18 protein-coding genes are annotated in these 14,801 nt (G+C 63.7%); 16 read left to right on the top strand and 2 right to left on the bottom strand.

The features are described 5' to 3' along the window. Positions 1-29 precede the first annotated feature (29 nt). The 6 genes from ccmA to DDE76_RS19425 all read left to right on the top strand — a co-directional run bounded on the left by ccmA (position 30) and on the right by DDE76_RS19425 (position 2,979). Complete coding sequence (gene ccmA / locus DDE76_RS12035; protein ID WP_104892727.1) at positions 30-656, top strand: heme ABC exporter ATP-binding protein CcmA; 627 nt, start codon at positions 30-32, stop codon at positions 654-656. After that, positions 653-1,318, top strand: a complete 666-nt coding sequence (gene ccmB / locus DDE76_RS12030; protein ID WP_104892726.1) for a heme exporter protein CcmB — start codon at positions 653-655, stop codon at positions 1,316-1,318. Before ccmA ends, ccmB begins: the two co-directional genes overlap by 4 nt. Before the next feature lie 9 nt (positions 1,319-1,327). Then, complete coding sequence (locus tag DDE76_RS12025) at positions 1,328-2,089, top strand: heme ABC transporter permease (protein ID WP_245891895.1); 762 nt, start codon at positions 1,328-1,330, stop codon at positions 2,087-2,089. Further along, positions 2,086-2,232: a heme exporter protein CcmD gene (gene ccmD, locus DDE76_RS12020; RefSeq protein WP_245891894.1), complete on the top strand. Its 147-nt coding sequence runs from the start codon at positions 2,086-2,088 to the stop codon at positions 2,230-2,232. The genes DDE76_RS12025 and ccmD overlap by 4 nt, the downstream gene beginning before the upstream one ends. Beyond that, positions 2,232-2,765: a DsbE family thiol:disulfide interchange protein gene (locus DDE76_RS12015; RefSeq protein ID WP_104892725.1), complete on the top strand. Its 534-nt coding sequence runs from the start codon at positions 2,232-2,234 to the stop codon at positions 2,763-2,765. The genes ccmD and DDE76_RS12015 overlap by 1 nt, the downstream gene beginning before the upstream one ends. Positions 2,766-2,832: 67 nt before the next feature. Then, entirely contained in the window at positions 2,833-2,979 is a 147-nt protein-coding gene (locus DDE76_RS19425) for a Flp family type IVb pilin (RefSeq protein WP_114341092.1), read from the top strand. Positions 2,980-2,993: 14 nt separating this feature from the next. Here DDE76_RS19425 and DDE76_RS12010 read toward each other — a convergent pair whose 3' ends face one another. Continuing rightward, positions 2,994-3,209 (bottom strand): DUF1674 domain-containing protein, encoded by a 216-nt coding sequence (locus DDE76_RS12010; protein WP_104894837.1) that lies wholly within the window; start codon positions 3,207-3,209, stop codon positions 2,994-2,996. A gap of 96 nt (positions 3,210-3,305) precedes the next feature. Here DDE76_RS12010 and htpX point away from each other — a divergent pair, with 96 nt between their 5' ends. From htpX to DDE76_RS11975, 7 genes are all read left to right on the top strand, one after another. Continuing rightward, complete coding sequence (htpX, locus tag DDE76_RS12005; protein ID WP_104892724.1) at positions 3,306-4,289, top strand: zinc metalloprotease HtpX; 984 nt, start codon at positions 3,306-3,308, stop codon at positions 4,287-4,289. A 67-nt stretch (positions 4,290-4,356) separates the two neighbouring features. Then, positions 4,357-5,631 carry an RsmB/NOP family class I SAM-dependent RNA methyltransferase gene (locus DDE76_RS12000; protein ID WP_158672391.1) on the top strand — a complete coding sequence of 425 codons (1,275 nt, stop codon included), beginning with the start codon at positions 4,357-4,359 and terminating at the stop codon, positions 5,629-5,631. A gap of 108 nt (positions 5,632-5,739) precedes the next feature. Next, complete coding sequence (locus DDE76_RS11995) at positions 5,740-7,350, top strand: heparinase II/III family protein (protein ID WP_104892722.1); 1,611 nt, start codon at positions 5,740-5,742, stop codon at positions 7,348-7,350. A gap of 105 nt (positions 7,351-7,455) precedes the next feature. Then, a complete protein-coding gene (gene purH / locus DDE76_RS11990; protein ID WP_104892721.1) occupies positions 7,456-9,039 on the top strand; it encodes a bifunctional phosphoribosylaminoimidazolecarboxamide formyltransferase/IMP cyclohydrolase in 1,584 nt (527 codons plus the stop codon). A 129-nt stretch (positions 9,040-9,168) separates the two neighbouring features. Continuing rightward, a complete protein-coding gene (locus tag DDE76_RS11985; protein WP_158672390.1) occupies positions 9,169-10,524 on the top strand; it encodes a lipopolysaccharide biosynthesis protein in 1,356 nt (451 codons plus the stop codon). Positions 10,525-10,630: 106 nt separating this feature from the next. Beyond that, positions 10,631-12,037 (top strand): 3-isopropylmalate dehydratase large subunit, encoded by a 1,407-nt coding sequence (gene leuC / locus DDE76_RS11980; protein WP_104892719.1) that lies wholly within the window; start codon positions 10,631-10,633, stop codon positions 12,035-12,037. After that, positions 12,028-12,480, top strand: coding sequence for a metallopeptidase family protein (locus tag DDE76_RS11975; protein ID WP_104892718.1), 453 nt, complete (start codon positions 12,028-12,030; stop codon positions 12,478-12,480). The genes leuC and DDE76_RS11975 overlap by 10 nt, the downstream gene beginning before the upstream one ends. On the opposite strand, the gene DDE76_RS11970 is transcribed toward DDE76_RS11975, so the two are convergent. Further along, positions 12,477-12,776: a hypothetical protein gene (locus DDE76_RS11970; protein WP_104892717.1), complete on the bottom strand. Its 300-nt coding sequence runs from the start codon at positions 12,774-12,776 to the stop codon at positions 12,477-12,479. The two genes, DDE76_RS11975 and DDE76_RS11970, sit on opposite strands and share 4 nt — an antisense overlap. An 80-nt stretch (positions 12,777-12,856) precedes the next feature. On the opposite strand from DDE76_RS11970, the gene DDE76_RS11965 reads away from it, so the two are divergent. The 3 genes from DDE76_RS11965 (at position 12,857) to trmD (ending at position 14,742) form a co-directional block, all read left to right on the top strand. After that, positions 12,857-13,432, top strand: coding sequence for a DUF4893 domain-containing protein (locus tag DDE76_RS11965; protein WP_104892716.1), 576 nt, complete (start codon positions 12,857-12,859; stop codon positions 13,430-13,432). Positions 13,433-13,516: 84 nt separating this feature from the next. After that, positions 13,517-14,053, top strand: a complete 537-nt coding sequence (gene rimM, locus DDE76_RS11960; protein ID WP_104892715.1) for a ribosome maturation factor RimM — start codon at positions 13,517-13,519, stop codon at positions 14,051-14,053. After that, positions 14,053-14,742 carry a tRNA (guanosine(37)-N1)-methyltransferase TrmD gene (trmD, locus tag DDE76_RS11955; protein ID WP_425430624.1) on the top strand — a complete coding sequence of 230 codons (690 nt, stop codon included), beginning with the start codon at positions 14,053-14,055 and terminating at the stop codon, positions 14,740-14,742. Before rimM ends, trmD begins: the two co-directional genes overlap by 1 nt. The last annotated feature ends 59 nt before the right edge of the window (positions 14,743-14,801 follow it).

Here is a 14,801-nt window from a genome sequence, read left to right as displayed (position 1 = left end):
CGACCATGGGTCCAATACGAGATGGGGCCATGACGCAAAGGCAAGTCCAGCACCGGATAAATCTTAAGACACAGGGCCTTGCCTGTGGTCGCGGCGATACTGTGCTGGCCGCAGATTTGTCGCTGGAGGTCGCCGCCGGCAGCGCCCTGCTGCTGCGCGGACCCAATGGCGCGGGCAAATCCACCCTCCTGCTCACCCTGGCCGGCCTGCTGCATCCCCTCTCGGGCAGCATTGCCTTTGAGGGTGCAGATCCCGAAGCGGGGCCCTTCCTTCATCACTGCGGACATCGGAACGCCGTGCGGCCGCGTCTTAGCGTGGTCGAGACCCTCAAATTCTGGGCCGACATCAACGGGCCGGGTGATGTGCCCCCCACAACCGCGCTCGATCGGGTCGGGCTCGGGCGCACCGCCCATCTTGATGCGGGCTATCTCTCGGCGGGCCAGCAGCGCCGCCTCGTATTGGCCCGGCTATTGGTGTCGCCCCGCCCCGTCTGGCTGCTCGATGAACCCAGCGCCGCGCTGGACGCCGCAGGGCGCGACCTGGTGGCGGCCCTGCTCGCGGACCATCTCAGAAACGGTGGCCTGGCCGTAGTCGCCACCCATGACGACATCGCCCTGCCCCGCGCGGCCACGCTGACCCTGGGGGCCAGGGTATGAGCGGCTTTCTTGGCGTTCTACGGCGCGAACTGCGTTTGAGCTTTTCGGGGGGCGGCGAAGTCCTGACGCTGGTGCTGTTCTTTGTCATTGTGGGCGCAATCGTCCCCTTTGCCATCGGCCCGGACCGGGCGCTGCTGGCCAGCATCGCCCCCGGCATCATCTGGATCGCGGCGTTTCTCGCCATGCTGTTGGGGCTCGACCGCCTGTTCCGGCCCGATCGCGACGACGGCACGCTGGCCCTCTACCGGATGGCGGACATGTCGATGGCCAGCGTGGTTGCCGCAAAAGTGATCGCCCACTGGCTGACCGCCGCACTGCCCCTGATCCTGGCGTCACCTTTCCTCGCCATGATCCTGGCCATGGATGGCCCGACCTTTTGGCGTACGGTGCTCTCGCTGCTTCTGGGCACCCCGGCCCTGGCAGCCTTCGGGGCCTTTGGCGCCGCGATAACCGTGGCCCTAAGGCGCGGCGGCCTGTTGGCGCCGATCCTGATCGCACCGCTTTGCGTGCCGGTGCTGATCTTTGGTGTCGGTGCCATTGCACCGCTTGGCGGACCCGACCAGGCCTCCAGCGCCATGCTGTTCCTTGCGGCACTCAGTCTCATGGCATTTGCGCTCTCTCCCTTTGCCGCTGCGCTTGCGATAGATTGGGGAGAAGAGTAGAGCGCCTGCATGAGCATTGATGACACCCCGAAAATGAGCTGGTGGAACCGGCTGGCCCATCCTGGCCAGTTCCTGGGCTGGACGCGGCCGCTGATCTGGCCGCTGGCCGGGGTCACGACCGCCTTGTTTCTGCTCGGGCTATGGTTCGCATTCTTCAACTCGCCCGCCGACTATCAGATGGGCGATACGGTCCGCATTATGTATGTGCATGTGCCCACCGCCTGGCTCAGCCAGTTTGTCTATGCCGCCATGGCCGTTTCGGCACTGGGCACGCTGGTCTGGCGCCATCCGCTCGCCGATGTGTCGATGAAGGCAGCCGCACCACTGGGCGCCGCCTTTACCGCCATGGCGCTGTTCACCGGCTCGATGTGGGGCCGCCCCACTTGGGGCACCTTCTGGGAATGGGACGGGCGCATGACGTCTACGCTCATCCTGCTTTTCATCTATCTCGGCATTGTCGCCCTCTGGCGCGCCTTTGACGACCAGTTGCGCGCTGCCCGCGTCGTCGCCGTCTTTACCCTGGTTGGCGCGGTCAATGTGCCGATCATCAAGTTCTCGGTCGACTGGTGGTCGACGCTGCACCAGCCTGCCAGCGTGTTCCGCGCCGACGGACCCACCATGCCCGGCTCGCTGCTGACCCCGCTCTTTGTCATGTTCTTTGCCTTCACCCTGCTCTTTGTCACCCTGCAATTGCTGGCCATGCATACCGAAATTCGCCGCCGGCGCCTGGTGACGCTGGAACGACGCGCCGCGCGGGGAGACACCCTGTGATCGCCCTTGGGGAACACGCTGAGTTCATCATCGCCGCCTATGCTGGCGTGTTCATCGGCCTTGGACTGCTGATCGGCTGGATCGTCTATGATAGCCGCCGCGTCCGGGCCCGGCTCGAGACACTTGGGGACAAGCGCGGCTGATGCGGTATGCGCTCTTTGCCCTCCCCCTGATCCTGTTGGTGGCGCTGGTCTCGGTCTTTGCCTTTTCCATCGACCGCGATACCACCCTGGTTCGCTCGGTCCTGATCGACAAGCCGGTGCCCGACTTCGCCCTGCCAGCAGTCGAGGGCCTGGACGCGCCCGGCTTCGACACCGCTGCGCTTAGCGGTGACGTGACGGTTGTCAATGTCTTTGCCTCCTGGTGCATTCCCTGCCGCGACGAACATCCGCTGCTCGAAACGCTCAAGGCAGAAACCGGCGTCAGACTGTTCGGCATCAACCATTCCGACGCGCCGGAAAACGCGCGGGCATTTCTCGCGGAACTCGGCAATCCCTATGACGCGGTCGGGGCCGATCGCGATCGTCGTGTTTCCATCGACTGGGGTGTTTATGGCGTGCCCGAGACATTTCTGGTCGATGCCGATGGTGTCATTACCTACAAGCATGTCGGCCCATTGACGCCCGCCGCTATTGAAACCGAGCTGCTTCCTGCCCTAGAAAAGGCGCGGAGCTGAGCCATTCAGGCTCCGTTCATCTTGTCTGCGGCATCTTGGCCGTCTTCGTCATCTGGAAGAGACCTTAATGTTGCGTCGCGTTCTTAGCCATCTCCGCAATCAGCCGCTGATCACCCGCATCGAATATGTGCTGATTGCCGCGATCGTGACGGTTGCCACCACCTTCGCCGTCTCGGCCGCCGGCTACAACATCACCGATTTCTTCCCGGGCTGACCCGCCCCACTGGCTCAGAAGTCGCTGGTCAGGCCCTTGATCTCCCAATCGCCGTAACGCACTGGCTCAAGGCCCCCGCGACCGCCCTTTTCCTTGGGCGCCATGGCCGAGGCGGCATCGATGTCCAGTCGCCGGGCCTCGGCCTCGGCCAGAGCACGTTGGGCCGCCGGGCTCAACACGCGGGGCGCATCCTGCTGTGGTGCCTCGGGGCGTTGCTGGTCGTCGTTCATCGTCTCTTCCATGACAAATTGGTCACGCTGCTTGCGCGGAACCGCCTGACACACAACATAGTTGCTCAGCAAAGCCAACCCAAGGGGTTCGAGACGATGTTCAATACGCTGCGCACCTTTGCCCTTCTGGCGGCAATGACCGCGCTGTTCATGGTTGTGGGCTATTTCATCGGCGGCACGGCCGGCATGATGATTGCTTTTCTGTTCGCCGCCGGCACCAATCTGTTCGCCTTCTGGAACTCGGACAAGATGGTGCTGCGCATGCAGAACGCGGTGCCCGTAGAACGCTCCCGTGCCCCCGAACTTTATGACATGGTCGATGTGCTTTCCCGGCGCGCCGGCATCCCGACCCCGGCGGTCTACGTGATTGAGACCGACCAGCCCAATGCCTTTGCCACTGGGCGCGACCCCAACAACGCCGCTGTCGCCGTGTCCTCGGGCCTGCTGCGGCAACTCGATACCCGCGAAGTTGCGGGCGTGGTGGCCCATGAGCTGGCCCACATCAAGAATCGCGACACCCTGACCATGACCATCACCGCCACGCTGGCCGGTGCCATTTCGGCGCTGGCCCAGTTCGGCCTGTTCTTTGGCGGTGGCAATAATCGCGACAATCCGCTGGGCGGGATTGGAGCGCTGCTGATGGTGTTTCTCGCCCCTCTCGCCGCCATGCTGGTGCAGATGGCGGTGAGCCGCACCCGCGAATACGAGGCAGACAAGCTCGGGGCCGAAATTGCCGGCGACCCGATTGCCCTCGCCTCCGCGCTCAACAAGATCGCCACTCTGGCCGGCCGTCAGGTCAATGTGGCTGCCGAGCGCAATCCAGCCATGGCCCATATGTACATCATAAATCCGCTCAACGGACAGCGGATGGACAATCTGTTCTCCACCCACCCCGATACCGGCAACCGCATCGCCGCGCTGCAAAGGCTTGCCGCCGAGATGCGCGTGGACGATAAGGGGCCAACGCGTCAGCCTCGCCGGCGCGCCGCTTCAAGTGGCCGCAATACAGGCACCGGCTGGCGGGTACCGACCGCTGGACGCCCTTTGGACGAGGGTGAAAACCGCGGACCCTGGGGATAGTGCTGCGCCCATATGGCGCCGCCCAAACTGAGTTGACGAATTGGCGCAACGGACCGAACCGGCGGGCTTGAAACTCCGCCTCGCCGCCGCACAGCGGCTCAAGACTGTGTTGGCAGGCGAACATTTCGCCCCGCTTGGCGCGAGCGATCTCGCTGACGGGCGGGATCGTGCCCTGGCCAACCGGTTGATCACCACAGCCCTGCGGCGGCATGGCCAGATCGATGTCATGCTGGCCGACCTGCTGGAAAAAGGCCTGCCCGCGCGCGCGGGTAGCTTCGAGGCAGTGCTGCGCCTCTCGCTCGCCCAATTGGTCTTCCTGCCCGATCTAGGTGCCCATAGCGCCCTGTTCCTGGCCGTCGAAGCCATCAAGCGCGACGCCAAGGCCCGCCATCTTTCCGGCCTGATGAACGCGGTATTGCGCCGCGCCCAGGCCAATTCGGCCCGCTACGGCCTGATGGATGACGCGCTGCTGCTACCCGAACATTTTGCTACCGGCTGGACTGCGGCCTATGGCGCAGACGCCGTTGCCCAATTCGCCACAGCCCTGACCGAAGGCGCACCTCTCGACCTGACCTTGCGTGACAACGACCCGGCGCTGATCGAGGCGCTGGGTGCCGAGCCCCTGCTTGCCGACAGCGTCCGCCTCGAAAGCCGCGACCGGGCCGTCGAGGCCCTGCCGGGCTATGACGATGGCCGCTGGTGGGTGCAGGATGCCGCTTCGGCCATTCCCGCCCGCCTGATGGGGCTGGAAGCAGGCCGCAGCGTGCTCGACCTTTGTGCCGCGCCCGGCGGCAAGACCGCCCAATTGATCAAGGCCGGCTATAAGGTCACCGCGCTCGACAGCGATGGCACGCGCCTTCAACGCCTCAGGCAGAACATGGCGCGCCTTGGCTATACGCCGGGCGTAATCGAGGCCGATGCGGCCAATTACGACCCTACCAGCCCATTTGACGGCATTTTGCTCGATGCGCCCTGCTCGGCGACCGGAACCTTCCGCCGGCATCCCGAAGTGCTCTGGAACCGGTCGGCCCGCGATATTGCCGGTCGCGTGACCTTGCAACAGGCCCTGCTGACCAATGCCTTCCGTTGCCTGGCACCTGGCGGAACGCTGATCTACTGCGTCTGTTCGCTCGAGGTGGCCGAAGGCGAGCAGCAGGTCGCCTGGGCGCTCGACGCCCTGCCTGGCCTTGAACTCTGGCCAATCGCCCCCGGCGAGATGGCCGGACTCGAACAGGCGGTGTCTGCCGAGGGCTTGGTACGCACCCACCCCGCCATGTCGCCCGGAAACGGAAATGCGGGGATGGACGGGTTCTTCGTGGCGCGGTTCAGGCGAACACGCTAAGGGCTTTGGTAACAGGCGCCAGCCATGATTGGCCGGCGAGGCTTTTCGAGTGGGATTACCAATGGACAAGGCAATGGCCTTTTCCCCGAATCAGGGGGGAGGGACGCGGTGAACGGACGGCTGGTTCCGGCTGGGCGCAGATTGGCGCTCGGCCTGGCCGACAGCGTGGTCACCATGCCATTGCTGCGCTGGACATGGCGCGGCCAGACCGATCACGCCTATGCCGGCGACCTGCCCGACTTCCGCCCCGCCGACCGCGAAGCGGTGCGCGAAATGATGTCCGGGCGCTATCTACTCGCCTCAAAGCTGTTCGAAACCGGCGGCGCCTCCCCCTTTTCGCTCGATGTCGAGCATCCCGATTGGTGGAACAATCTCCACAGTTTCTCGTGGCTCAGGCATTTCCGCGATTGCCGCGATCCGGGCGAAAAGCTCTTCGCCCGCACCTTGGTCCTGGACTGGATCGGCCGCGAAGGCCAGTTCGAGGCCGATAGCTGGACGCTGACGCTGACGGCCCAGCGCGTGCTCAACTGGTTGCGCCATCTGACCTTGGTGCTGGACGGCGCCACGCCCGAACAGACCCGCACTATCCAGCGCAGCCTTGGGACACAGGTGCAGAGCCTGCGCGTGCGTGGGCCGCTTGCTGCCGACCCGATCGAGGCGCTGTTTGCCGCTATTGGTCTGTTGGGAGCCGAATTGTGCAATCTGGACGATGTGCCTGATATCGACACCAATGTCGCCCGGCTCGATGCCCTGCTTGCCCAGCAACTCGATAGTGACGGGCTGCACCTGTCGCGCAATCCGCGCCAGCAACTGGCCTTGCTGGTCGAACTGGCGAGCCTGCGCCGTGCCGTGGGGCGCCATGGCAGCCCGGCCATGGCCGAACTGACCAACCGTGTCGACCGCATGCACGAGGCACTCGACGCCCTGACGCTGTCGAGCGGCGAGCCGGTCTATTTCAACGGCTGCGGCCAGGTGCCGCACGACGTCCTGGTGGCAGTGCAGGCCAATGGCCCTTCCGCCTCGCGCCGCTCGCGGCTGATCGGCGGCTATGGCATTGTGCGGGCCGGTGACACCGTGGTGATCGCCGATAGCGGTTTGCGGCCGCCACCGGGTTTCGATGGCGAGGCCCATGACAGCGCCCTGGCATTCGAGTTTGCCCATGGCAGCGAACTGGTGGTCGGCAGTTGCGGCCCCGCCCCCTCCGATCTGCCCGAGAGCCGGGACCTGTTCCGCCAGACGGTAGCCCATTCTGCCCCCACTATCGATGCGGAAGGCCCCGAGCACAGGCAGCGCCGCACTGCCGCCCCGGCCATGTCCATCGACACCGTCGAGCACATGCTGACCCTGACCAGTGCCGGCTATGCCCAGCGCTATGGTGTTGAGATCGAGCGCCGGCTGACCCTGCTCTCGGGCGGCACCACGCTGGTGGGGCAGGACCGGATCGTGCCCGCAGGGGAGCCCCAGGGCCTGCTGTCCCTGCGCTTTCACCTGGCCCCTGGGGTCAAGGTGCGGCGCACCACTGGCGAGGGCATCGCCCGGCTGGTGCTGCCCAATGGCGTGACCTGGAGTTTCCTCTGGGAAGGAGCGCAGTTCCGCGAAGAGGACAGCGTACGTCAGTCGGCCTATCTGGGCTTTCATCGCACCCGGCAACTCGTGCTGGAAACCGATGTCACCAGCACCACGGAAGTCGCCTGGATCTTCACGCTCGAACAGCAATAGTGCGCAAATCCGGGCCCTATGGGCGCAAAGCGATTGGCCTTTTGCCCGTCTCGTGCTAGCGCAGCCGCGAAATCCTCCATTTTTCAAAAGCGCGGGACAGATCTCATGGGCAAGACGGTAAGTGTCGGTCGGGCACTGCTTTCGGTATTCGACAAATCCGGCATGGCCGATTTCGCCCGGGGATTGTCCGAGGCCGGGGTTGAACTGGTCTCGACTGGCGGCACCCATCGCCTGATCAGCGAGTCCGGCCTGCCGGTGCGCGATATTTCCGACCTGACCGGCTTTCCCGAAATGATGGATGGCCGCGTCAAGACCTTGCATCCCAAGGTGCATGGCGGTCTGCTTTCGGTACGCGACAACCCCGAACACCAGGCTTCGATGGACACGCACGAAATCGGCCCGATCGATCTTGTCGCGGTCAATCTCTACCCCTTCGAGAAGACCGTCGCCTCCGGCGCCTCCTACGACGAAATCATCGAGAATATCGACATTGGCGGCCCGGCCATGGTCCGCTCGGCTGCCAAGAACCATGCCTTTGTCACCGTCGTGGTTGATCCGGGCGACTACCCGGCCATTCTTGAGGCCATCCGCAATGGCGGCATTCCCTTCGAGATGCGCCAGCGCCTCGCTGCCAAGGCCTATGCCCGCACCGCCGCCTATGACAGCGCCATTTCGAGCTGGTTCGCCCGCGAAATCAACTTTGCCGATGTCAATTACCGCAGCTTTGCCGGTACCTTGAGCGAAGTCATGCGCTATGGCGAAAACCCGCATCAATGGGCCGCCTTCTACAAGACCGGCGAAAACCGTCCGGGCGTGGCCACAGCCACCCAGGTGCAGGGCAAGACCCTGAGTTACAACAACATCAACGACACGGACGCCGCCTTCGAACTGGTCTCGGAGTTCGATCCCGCCCAGACCGCCGCGGTCGCCATCATCAAGCACGCCAATCCCTGTGGCGTGGCCGTCGCCGATGATCTCAAGACCGCCTATGTGAAAGCACTGCGCACCGATCCCGTTTCGGCCTTTGGCGGCATTGTGGCGACAAACCGGGAGATCGATGCGGAAACCGCTACAGAGATCGTAAAAGTCTTCACCGAAGTGATCGTTGCCCCGTCCGCCACGCCTGAAGCACAGGATATCATCGCCGCCAAGAAGAACCTGCGTCTGCTGCTGACCGGCGGTGTCGCCGATCCCAAATCCGAGGGCCTGACGGTCAAATCGGTGGCCGGGGGCCTCCTGGTGCAGGGGCGCGACAATGCCAATGTCGATGATTGTGAGTTGAAGGTCGTCACCAGACGCCAGCCGACCGAACAGGAACTGGTGGATTTGAAGCTGGCCGCCAAGGTGGCAAAACACGTCAAGTCCAATGCCATCATCTACGTCAAGGACGGCGCCACCGCCGGCATCGGCGCTGGCCAGATGAGCCGCGTGGATTCGGCCCGTGTGGCCCATCGCAAATCCATAGACGCGGCCGAGGCAGCCGGCATCGACGGGGCTCTGACCCAGGGTTCGGTCGTGGCCTCCGACGCCTTCTTCCCCTTTGCCGATGGCCTTGAAGCACTGGTAGCCGCAGGCGCCACCGCCGTCATCCAGCCCGGCGGCTCGATGCGCGACGATGAGGTGATTGCCGCTGCCGACGCCGCCGGCATCGCCATGGTGATGACCGGCATGCGCCATTTCCGGCACTAGGTCCGTTTACGTATCCGTAGGATTACCAAGAATTAATTCCTGCCGCGCCGGCAGGTAAGAGGTTCTTGAGATCAATGTGACAGTTTGCTTCCGTCGCGCGGCACCAGACGCGGCGGAAGAGGCATGCCGATGCGGCTAAACATTCCCACCGACCTTGCTGGCCTGCTCCAGACCGGACTGCTGCGCTCGGTCGGCTCGCTGGGCATTAAGGTGGCGACGGCCGGCCTGACCTACCTGACCTATGTGGTGCTGTCCCGCACCCAGACCAATGACGAATACGGCCATTTCGCTTTTGGCCTGGCCCTGGCAACGATGCTGGCTATCGTGGCGGGAGCCGGCCAGCCGCTGGCCGTCCTGCGGCTCTGGGCCGAGCAACGCAGCAAGGGCGACGATACCGGCGCCCAGTCTGTCATCGCGGCCGGGTCGACCATCACCATTTACGCCAGCATTGCCATGGCGGTCCTGCTTTGCCTGGTGGCGCTGGTCTATCGGCCATTTGCCGGGCCGAACGAAACGCTCAACCATATCTTTGGTGCTGCTATCCTGATCCTGCCGCTGGCACTATCCGAGTACAACTCCTCGGCCCTGCGCGCCCAGGGGTCGTTGTGGACGGCATTGCTGCCGCGCGACATCTTCTGGCGCCTGGCCCTGCCCACGCTCGTGCTGGCGCTGTTTGCGCTCGGCATGGTGCTCAGCGGCCCTGATGCCCTGGTCCTGGCCGCAGCCCTGCTGCTGGGCATGCTGGCATTGCAGATGTTGCTGGCGACCCGCCGTGGCTACACCATCATGCCGGCCCGAGCGCCCGTACCGGGCCATTGGAACCGCTGGGGCAGGCTCAGCCGGTGGTTGCTGCTGGGCGCCCTGATCGAGACCGCTGCCCTGAATGCCGATGTGATCCTGGTTGGTCTCATGCTCGACCTTGAAAGCTCGGGCCTGTACTTCAATGCCTTCCGCACCGCCGGCTTGATGACACTGTTCACATTCGCCATCGAGTTGGTGATTGCCCCCATGGTGGCCGAGCATTTCCATACCGGGAACATGCGTAAGGCCCAGGCCATAACGGCATTATGTTCCTGGGCCGGATTTGTCTTTTCGCTGGTCATCTTCCTCGGGTTTGGCCTGTTCGGCACCGAGATCCTGTCCCTGTTCGGCGCCAGCTATGCCGAGGGCTGGCTGATCCTGATGCTGCTGTCTTTTGGCCTGCTGTTCGACGCCATTACCGGCCCTTCCAAGATCGTGATGATGATGACCGGCCATGAGCGGCCCTATGTCGCCATTTTCGGTGCCATCATGGGTGTTGGCCTGCTGGTGCAGATCCTGGTGATTCCGTTCTGGGGCCTGATTGGCGCCGCCGCGGTCAATATGGCCGCCCGCATCTGCGCCCAGATCGGTATTGCCCTGTGGTGCCGCTTCCGGATCGGGCTGGACACTAGCCTGCTCGGCGTCCTCTGGCTGCGTAAAGGTCAGGACGCGGCCCAGGCCTGACGCCCCGGAGGCAAGCGTACCCGCGAGTACGGTTCTGCTTGACCCCTGCCCCGGCTTGGGCTTAGAACCACTCCAGTCTTTCATTCCTGCCCCGGAACCTACGGATATGACCAAGGCCCGCACGCTCTACGACAAGATCTGGGACGACCATCTGGTCCAGAACAATCAGGACGGCACCAGCCTGCTCTATATCGACCGGCATCTGGTGCACGAAGTGACCAGCCCGCAGGCCTTTGAGGGCTTGCGGATGAACAACCGAAAGGTGCGCCATCCCGAGCGGACCCTGGCCGTGGTCGACCACAATGTGCCCACCACCGACCGCTCGCTGCCCAATCCCGATCCGGAAAGCGCTGTGCAGATCGCCGCACTGGCCGAGAACACCAAGCACTTCGGCATCGAGTATTACGATCCGTTCGATAATCGCCAGGGCATCGTACATATCGTTGGCCCGGAACAGGGCTTCACCCTGCCCGGCATGACCATTGTGTGTGGCGACTCGCACACCTCGACCCATGGTGCTTTTGGCGCTCTGGCCCATGGTATCGGCACCTCAGAAGTCGAACATGTGCTGGCCACCCAGACGCTGATCCAGCAAAAGGCCAAGAACATGCTGGTGCGCGTCGACGGGCAATTGCCCCCGGGCGTCACCGCAAAGGATATTATCCTGGCCATTATCGGCGAGATTGGCACGGCCGGAGGCACCGGCCATGTGATCGAATTTGCCGGCGAAGCCATCCGCGCGCTCTCAATGGAAGGCCGCATGACGGTCTGCAACATGACCATTGAGGGTGGCGCCCGCGCCGGCCTGATCGCGCCTGATGAAAAGACCTTTGCCTATGTCAAGGATCGCCCGCGCGCCCCGACCGGCAAGGCCTGGGATATGGCGCTGGACTACTGGAAGACGCTGCATACCGACGAAGGCGCCCATTACGACAAGGTCGTGGTGCTTGATGCCGCCAACCTGCCCCCGATCGTGTCTTGGGGCTCCTCGCCCGAAGACGTGATCTCGGTGCAGGGTGCCGTGCCCAACCCGGATGACATTGCCGATGAGAACAAGCGCGCCTCCAAGTGGCGAGCGCTGGACTATATGGGACTAAAGCCCGGCACGCCCATTACCGACATCAAGCTCGACCGGGTCTTTATCGGCTCTTGCACCAATGGCCGCATCGAAGACTTGCGCGCTGCCGCCGCCGTTATTGGCGATCGCAAGGTGGCCGGCCACGTCTCGGCCATGGTCGTGCCCGGCTCGGGCCTGGTGAAGGCCCAGGCTGAGGCTGAAGGCCTCGATGTGGTCTTCAAGAATGCCGGTTTCGAATGGCGAGAACCGGGCTGCTCGATGTGCCTGGCGATGAACCCGGACAAGCTGGCGCCGGGCGAACGCTGCGCCTCGACCTCTAACCGCAATTTCGAGGGTCGACAGGGCTTTAAGGGCCGCACCCATCTGGTGTCCCCCGCCATGGCCGCGGCAGCAGCCATTGCCGGCCACTTCGTCGACATCCGCGAGTGGCGCTAAGCAAGACCGACTGGTCGGGGCTCTATGCCCCGACACTGGACGATATCGAGGCTCTGGCGAGCGCCGCCCTGGCTGGGCTGCCGGAGCCTTTTGCCTCTCTTGCCGCGGACGTTACCTGCGCGGTTGCCGAATATGCCGAAGACGAGATCCTGCAAGGCTTCGGAATGGAAAGCCCGTTCGAGCTGATGGGACTGTTTTCCGGTGTCGGCCTGACCGAAGACGGTGCCACACCGCAAACTGGTCAGATGCCCAATACAGTCTATCTCTACCGCCGGGCCATCCTCGATTATTGGGCCGAAAACGACGAAAACACGCTGGGCGAAATCGTCACCCACGTGCTGATCCACGAACTGGGTCACCACTTCGGCTTTTCCGACGAGGACATGGAAGCTCTGGAAGCGGAGGCCGAGAAGGCCGGCATTCCAGCCTTTTCCAAGGACTAGTCGCGCTCCACAAAGCTGAATTCGGCCTCATTGCCGCCGGACGGGTCATCCGAGACCATCAGGGCCAGATTGCCGTTCTCGAGTGCGGTGAACCATTCTTCCCAGCTCACCAGTTCGAAACCGCCGATCCGGTCCGGCCCTTCATTGCCGAGCGAGTTGAGGCTGGCCTGCCCGAACGACAATTGCAGCACCGTACGGGTCTTGCTGCCATCGGGCACATCCATCAGCACCGGATTGCCGCCACGGGCAATGACCCATTCACGGATGGCCTCTCGGTCGGTGAGCATTTTGGACATTGCAACCTCCTTGTCTGGTCTGCTTGAGAAAGCATCATTTGCGTGCAAGGTTCCTTGATCTGAAACAAGGCAGGCAAAAGATGCGAAATTTCCGTACGCGCCGCTTTGCGGCCCTGCTGCTGGCGGCAGTGCTGATGCCCATCGCAGGCACGCTGGCCTGCCAGGTGCCCGATGCCGCCCCGATTACGCCATTCGACGGGGACCGCATGACCGGCTTTGAGGCGGCCCGCTTCCGTGGCCTTGCCGAAGCCCTGCTCTCCGACAACGCTGCCGAACGGGCTCTTGTCTCAGCGCTCTTTGCCCCCGGCGAGACCCCGATCTCGCAGATGCCGGATGGGAGCTATCGCTGCCGCACCATCAAGCTGGGCGGCCTGCTGCCCCTGACAGCCTATACCCAATTTGCCTGCACCGTTTCAAATGACGGCACCCGCATCGAAAAGCTGACCGGGTCGCAGCGTTTCAGCGGCGACCTCCTACCCAGCGATGGCGGGGGCCTGTTCTATTGGGGGGCGCTGCATTATGGCGATGAGACCCCATGGACTATGATGCCGACCCCGAACGCCGTCAGGTCGGCTGTCTCTACAAGGTTGCCGGCAAGCCCTTGCGATATCGCCTGGAACTGCCCTTTCCCCGCTTTGAATCGACACACGACGTAATCGAACTGGTGCCGACGCGCTGACAAGCCCTTGCGCCTTCTGGTGGCGCTGCTATGGAGCCATACAAACAAGAAGAGAAGGCCGATGGCAGACACTTCATCCCGCATTCTGATGGGCACGATCGGCGCCGCGCACGGCATCAAGGGCGAGGTACGCATTGCCTCCCACACCCAGGATCCCGAGGCCATTGCCGATTATGGCCCACTCGAAACCAACCGGCCGGGGCTGGTCATCACCATTGAATCGGCGCGGCTGCAAAAGACCGTGCTGATCGCCCGCATCAAGGGCGTGCGCGACCGCAATGCAGCCGAATTGCTCAATGGCGTCGAGTTGTATGTCGAGCGCAGCCGCCTCCCGGAAATCGAAGATGAAGACGATTTCTACCACGCCGATCTGATCGGGCTCGATGCGCGTCTCGACAATGGCGTGTCCATTGGAGCGGTCAGCGCCATCTATGATCACGGCGCCGGGGACATCCTGGAGGTACGGGATGAACGCTCGGGCGACACATTCCTTTATCCCTTCACCAAGGCCGTTGTGCCCCTCGTCCGTATTGCCGATGGCTATCTGGTGATCGCCCCGCCGCTCGACGCCGAGCCTGGCGAGGAAGAGCCCGATTGATGTTCTCCGCCCATATCATCAGTCTTTTCCCTGAGCTGTTCCCCGGGCCGCTGGGTGCGTCCGTGCTGGGGCGCGGGCTCAATGACGGCTTGTGGGCCTTGCAGGCGACGCAGTTGCGCGACTTTGCCACCAACCGGCATCGCACCGTGGACGACACACCGTCGGGCGGTGGCGCCGGCATGGTGCTCAAGCCCGACATTCTGGCAAAGGCCATCGATACCATCGCACCGGACGGTGACCCGCGCCCACGCATCCTGATGTCGCCGCGCGGCACCCCGCTGACCCAGGCCCGCGCCCACGAGCTGGCCAGCGGACCCGGCGTAGTCATTGTCTGCGGTCGCTTTGAAGGCGTGGACCAGCGCGTCATCGAGGCCCGCCAGCTCGAGGAAATCTCCATTGGCGACTATGTGCTGGCCGGCGGGGAAGTGGCCGCCATGGTGCTGCTTGAAGCCGTCGTGCGGCTTATTCCCGGCGTGCTTGGCGCGCCGGACAGCCGCGACGAGGAAAGCTTTGAAAACGGCCTGCTCGAGTATCCGCAATATACGCGGCCACAAAGCTTCGAAGGGCGGGAAATCCCCGCAGTGTTGACCTCTGGCGACCATGGAAAAATCGCCCAATGGCGGCGTGAGCAATCCCTGGCGCTGACCGGGGCGCGCAGGCCGGACCTGCTGCCCGCCAAAACGCGCTGAAACCGGCATAGGCACTGGACTCTTATCCCATTTTCCCCTATGAGCCGCCCATTCGTGTG

Origin of the sequence: Devosia indica, assembly GCF_003056405.1 — a bacterium.
Classification (GTDB): Bacteria; Pseudomonadota; Alphaproteobacteria; order Rhizobiales; family Devosiaceae; genus Devosia; species Devosia indica.
This window is presented reverse-complemented; position numbering and strand designations above follow the sequence as displayed.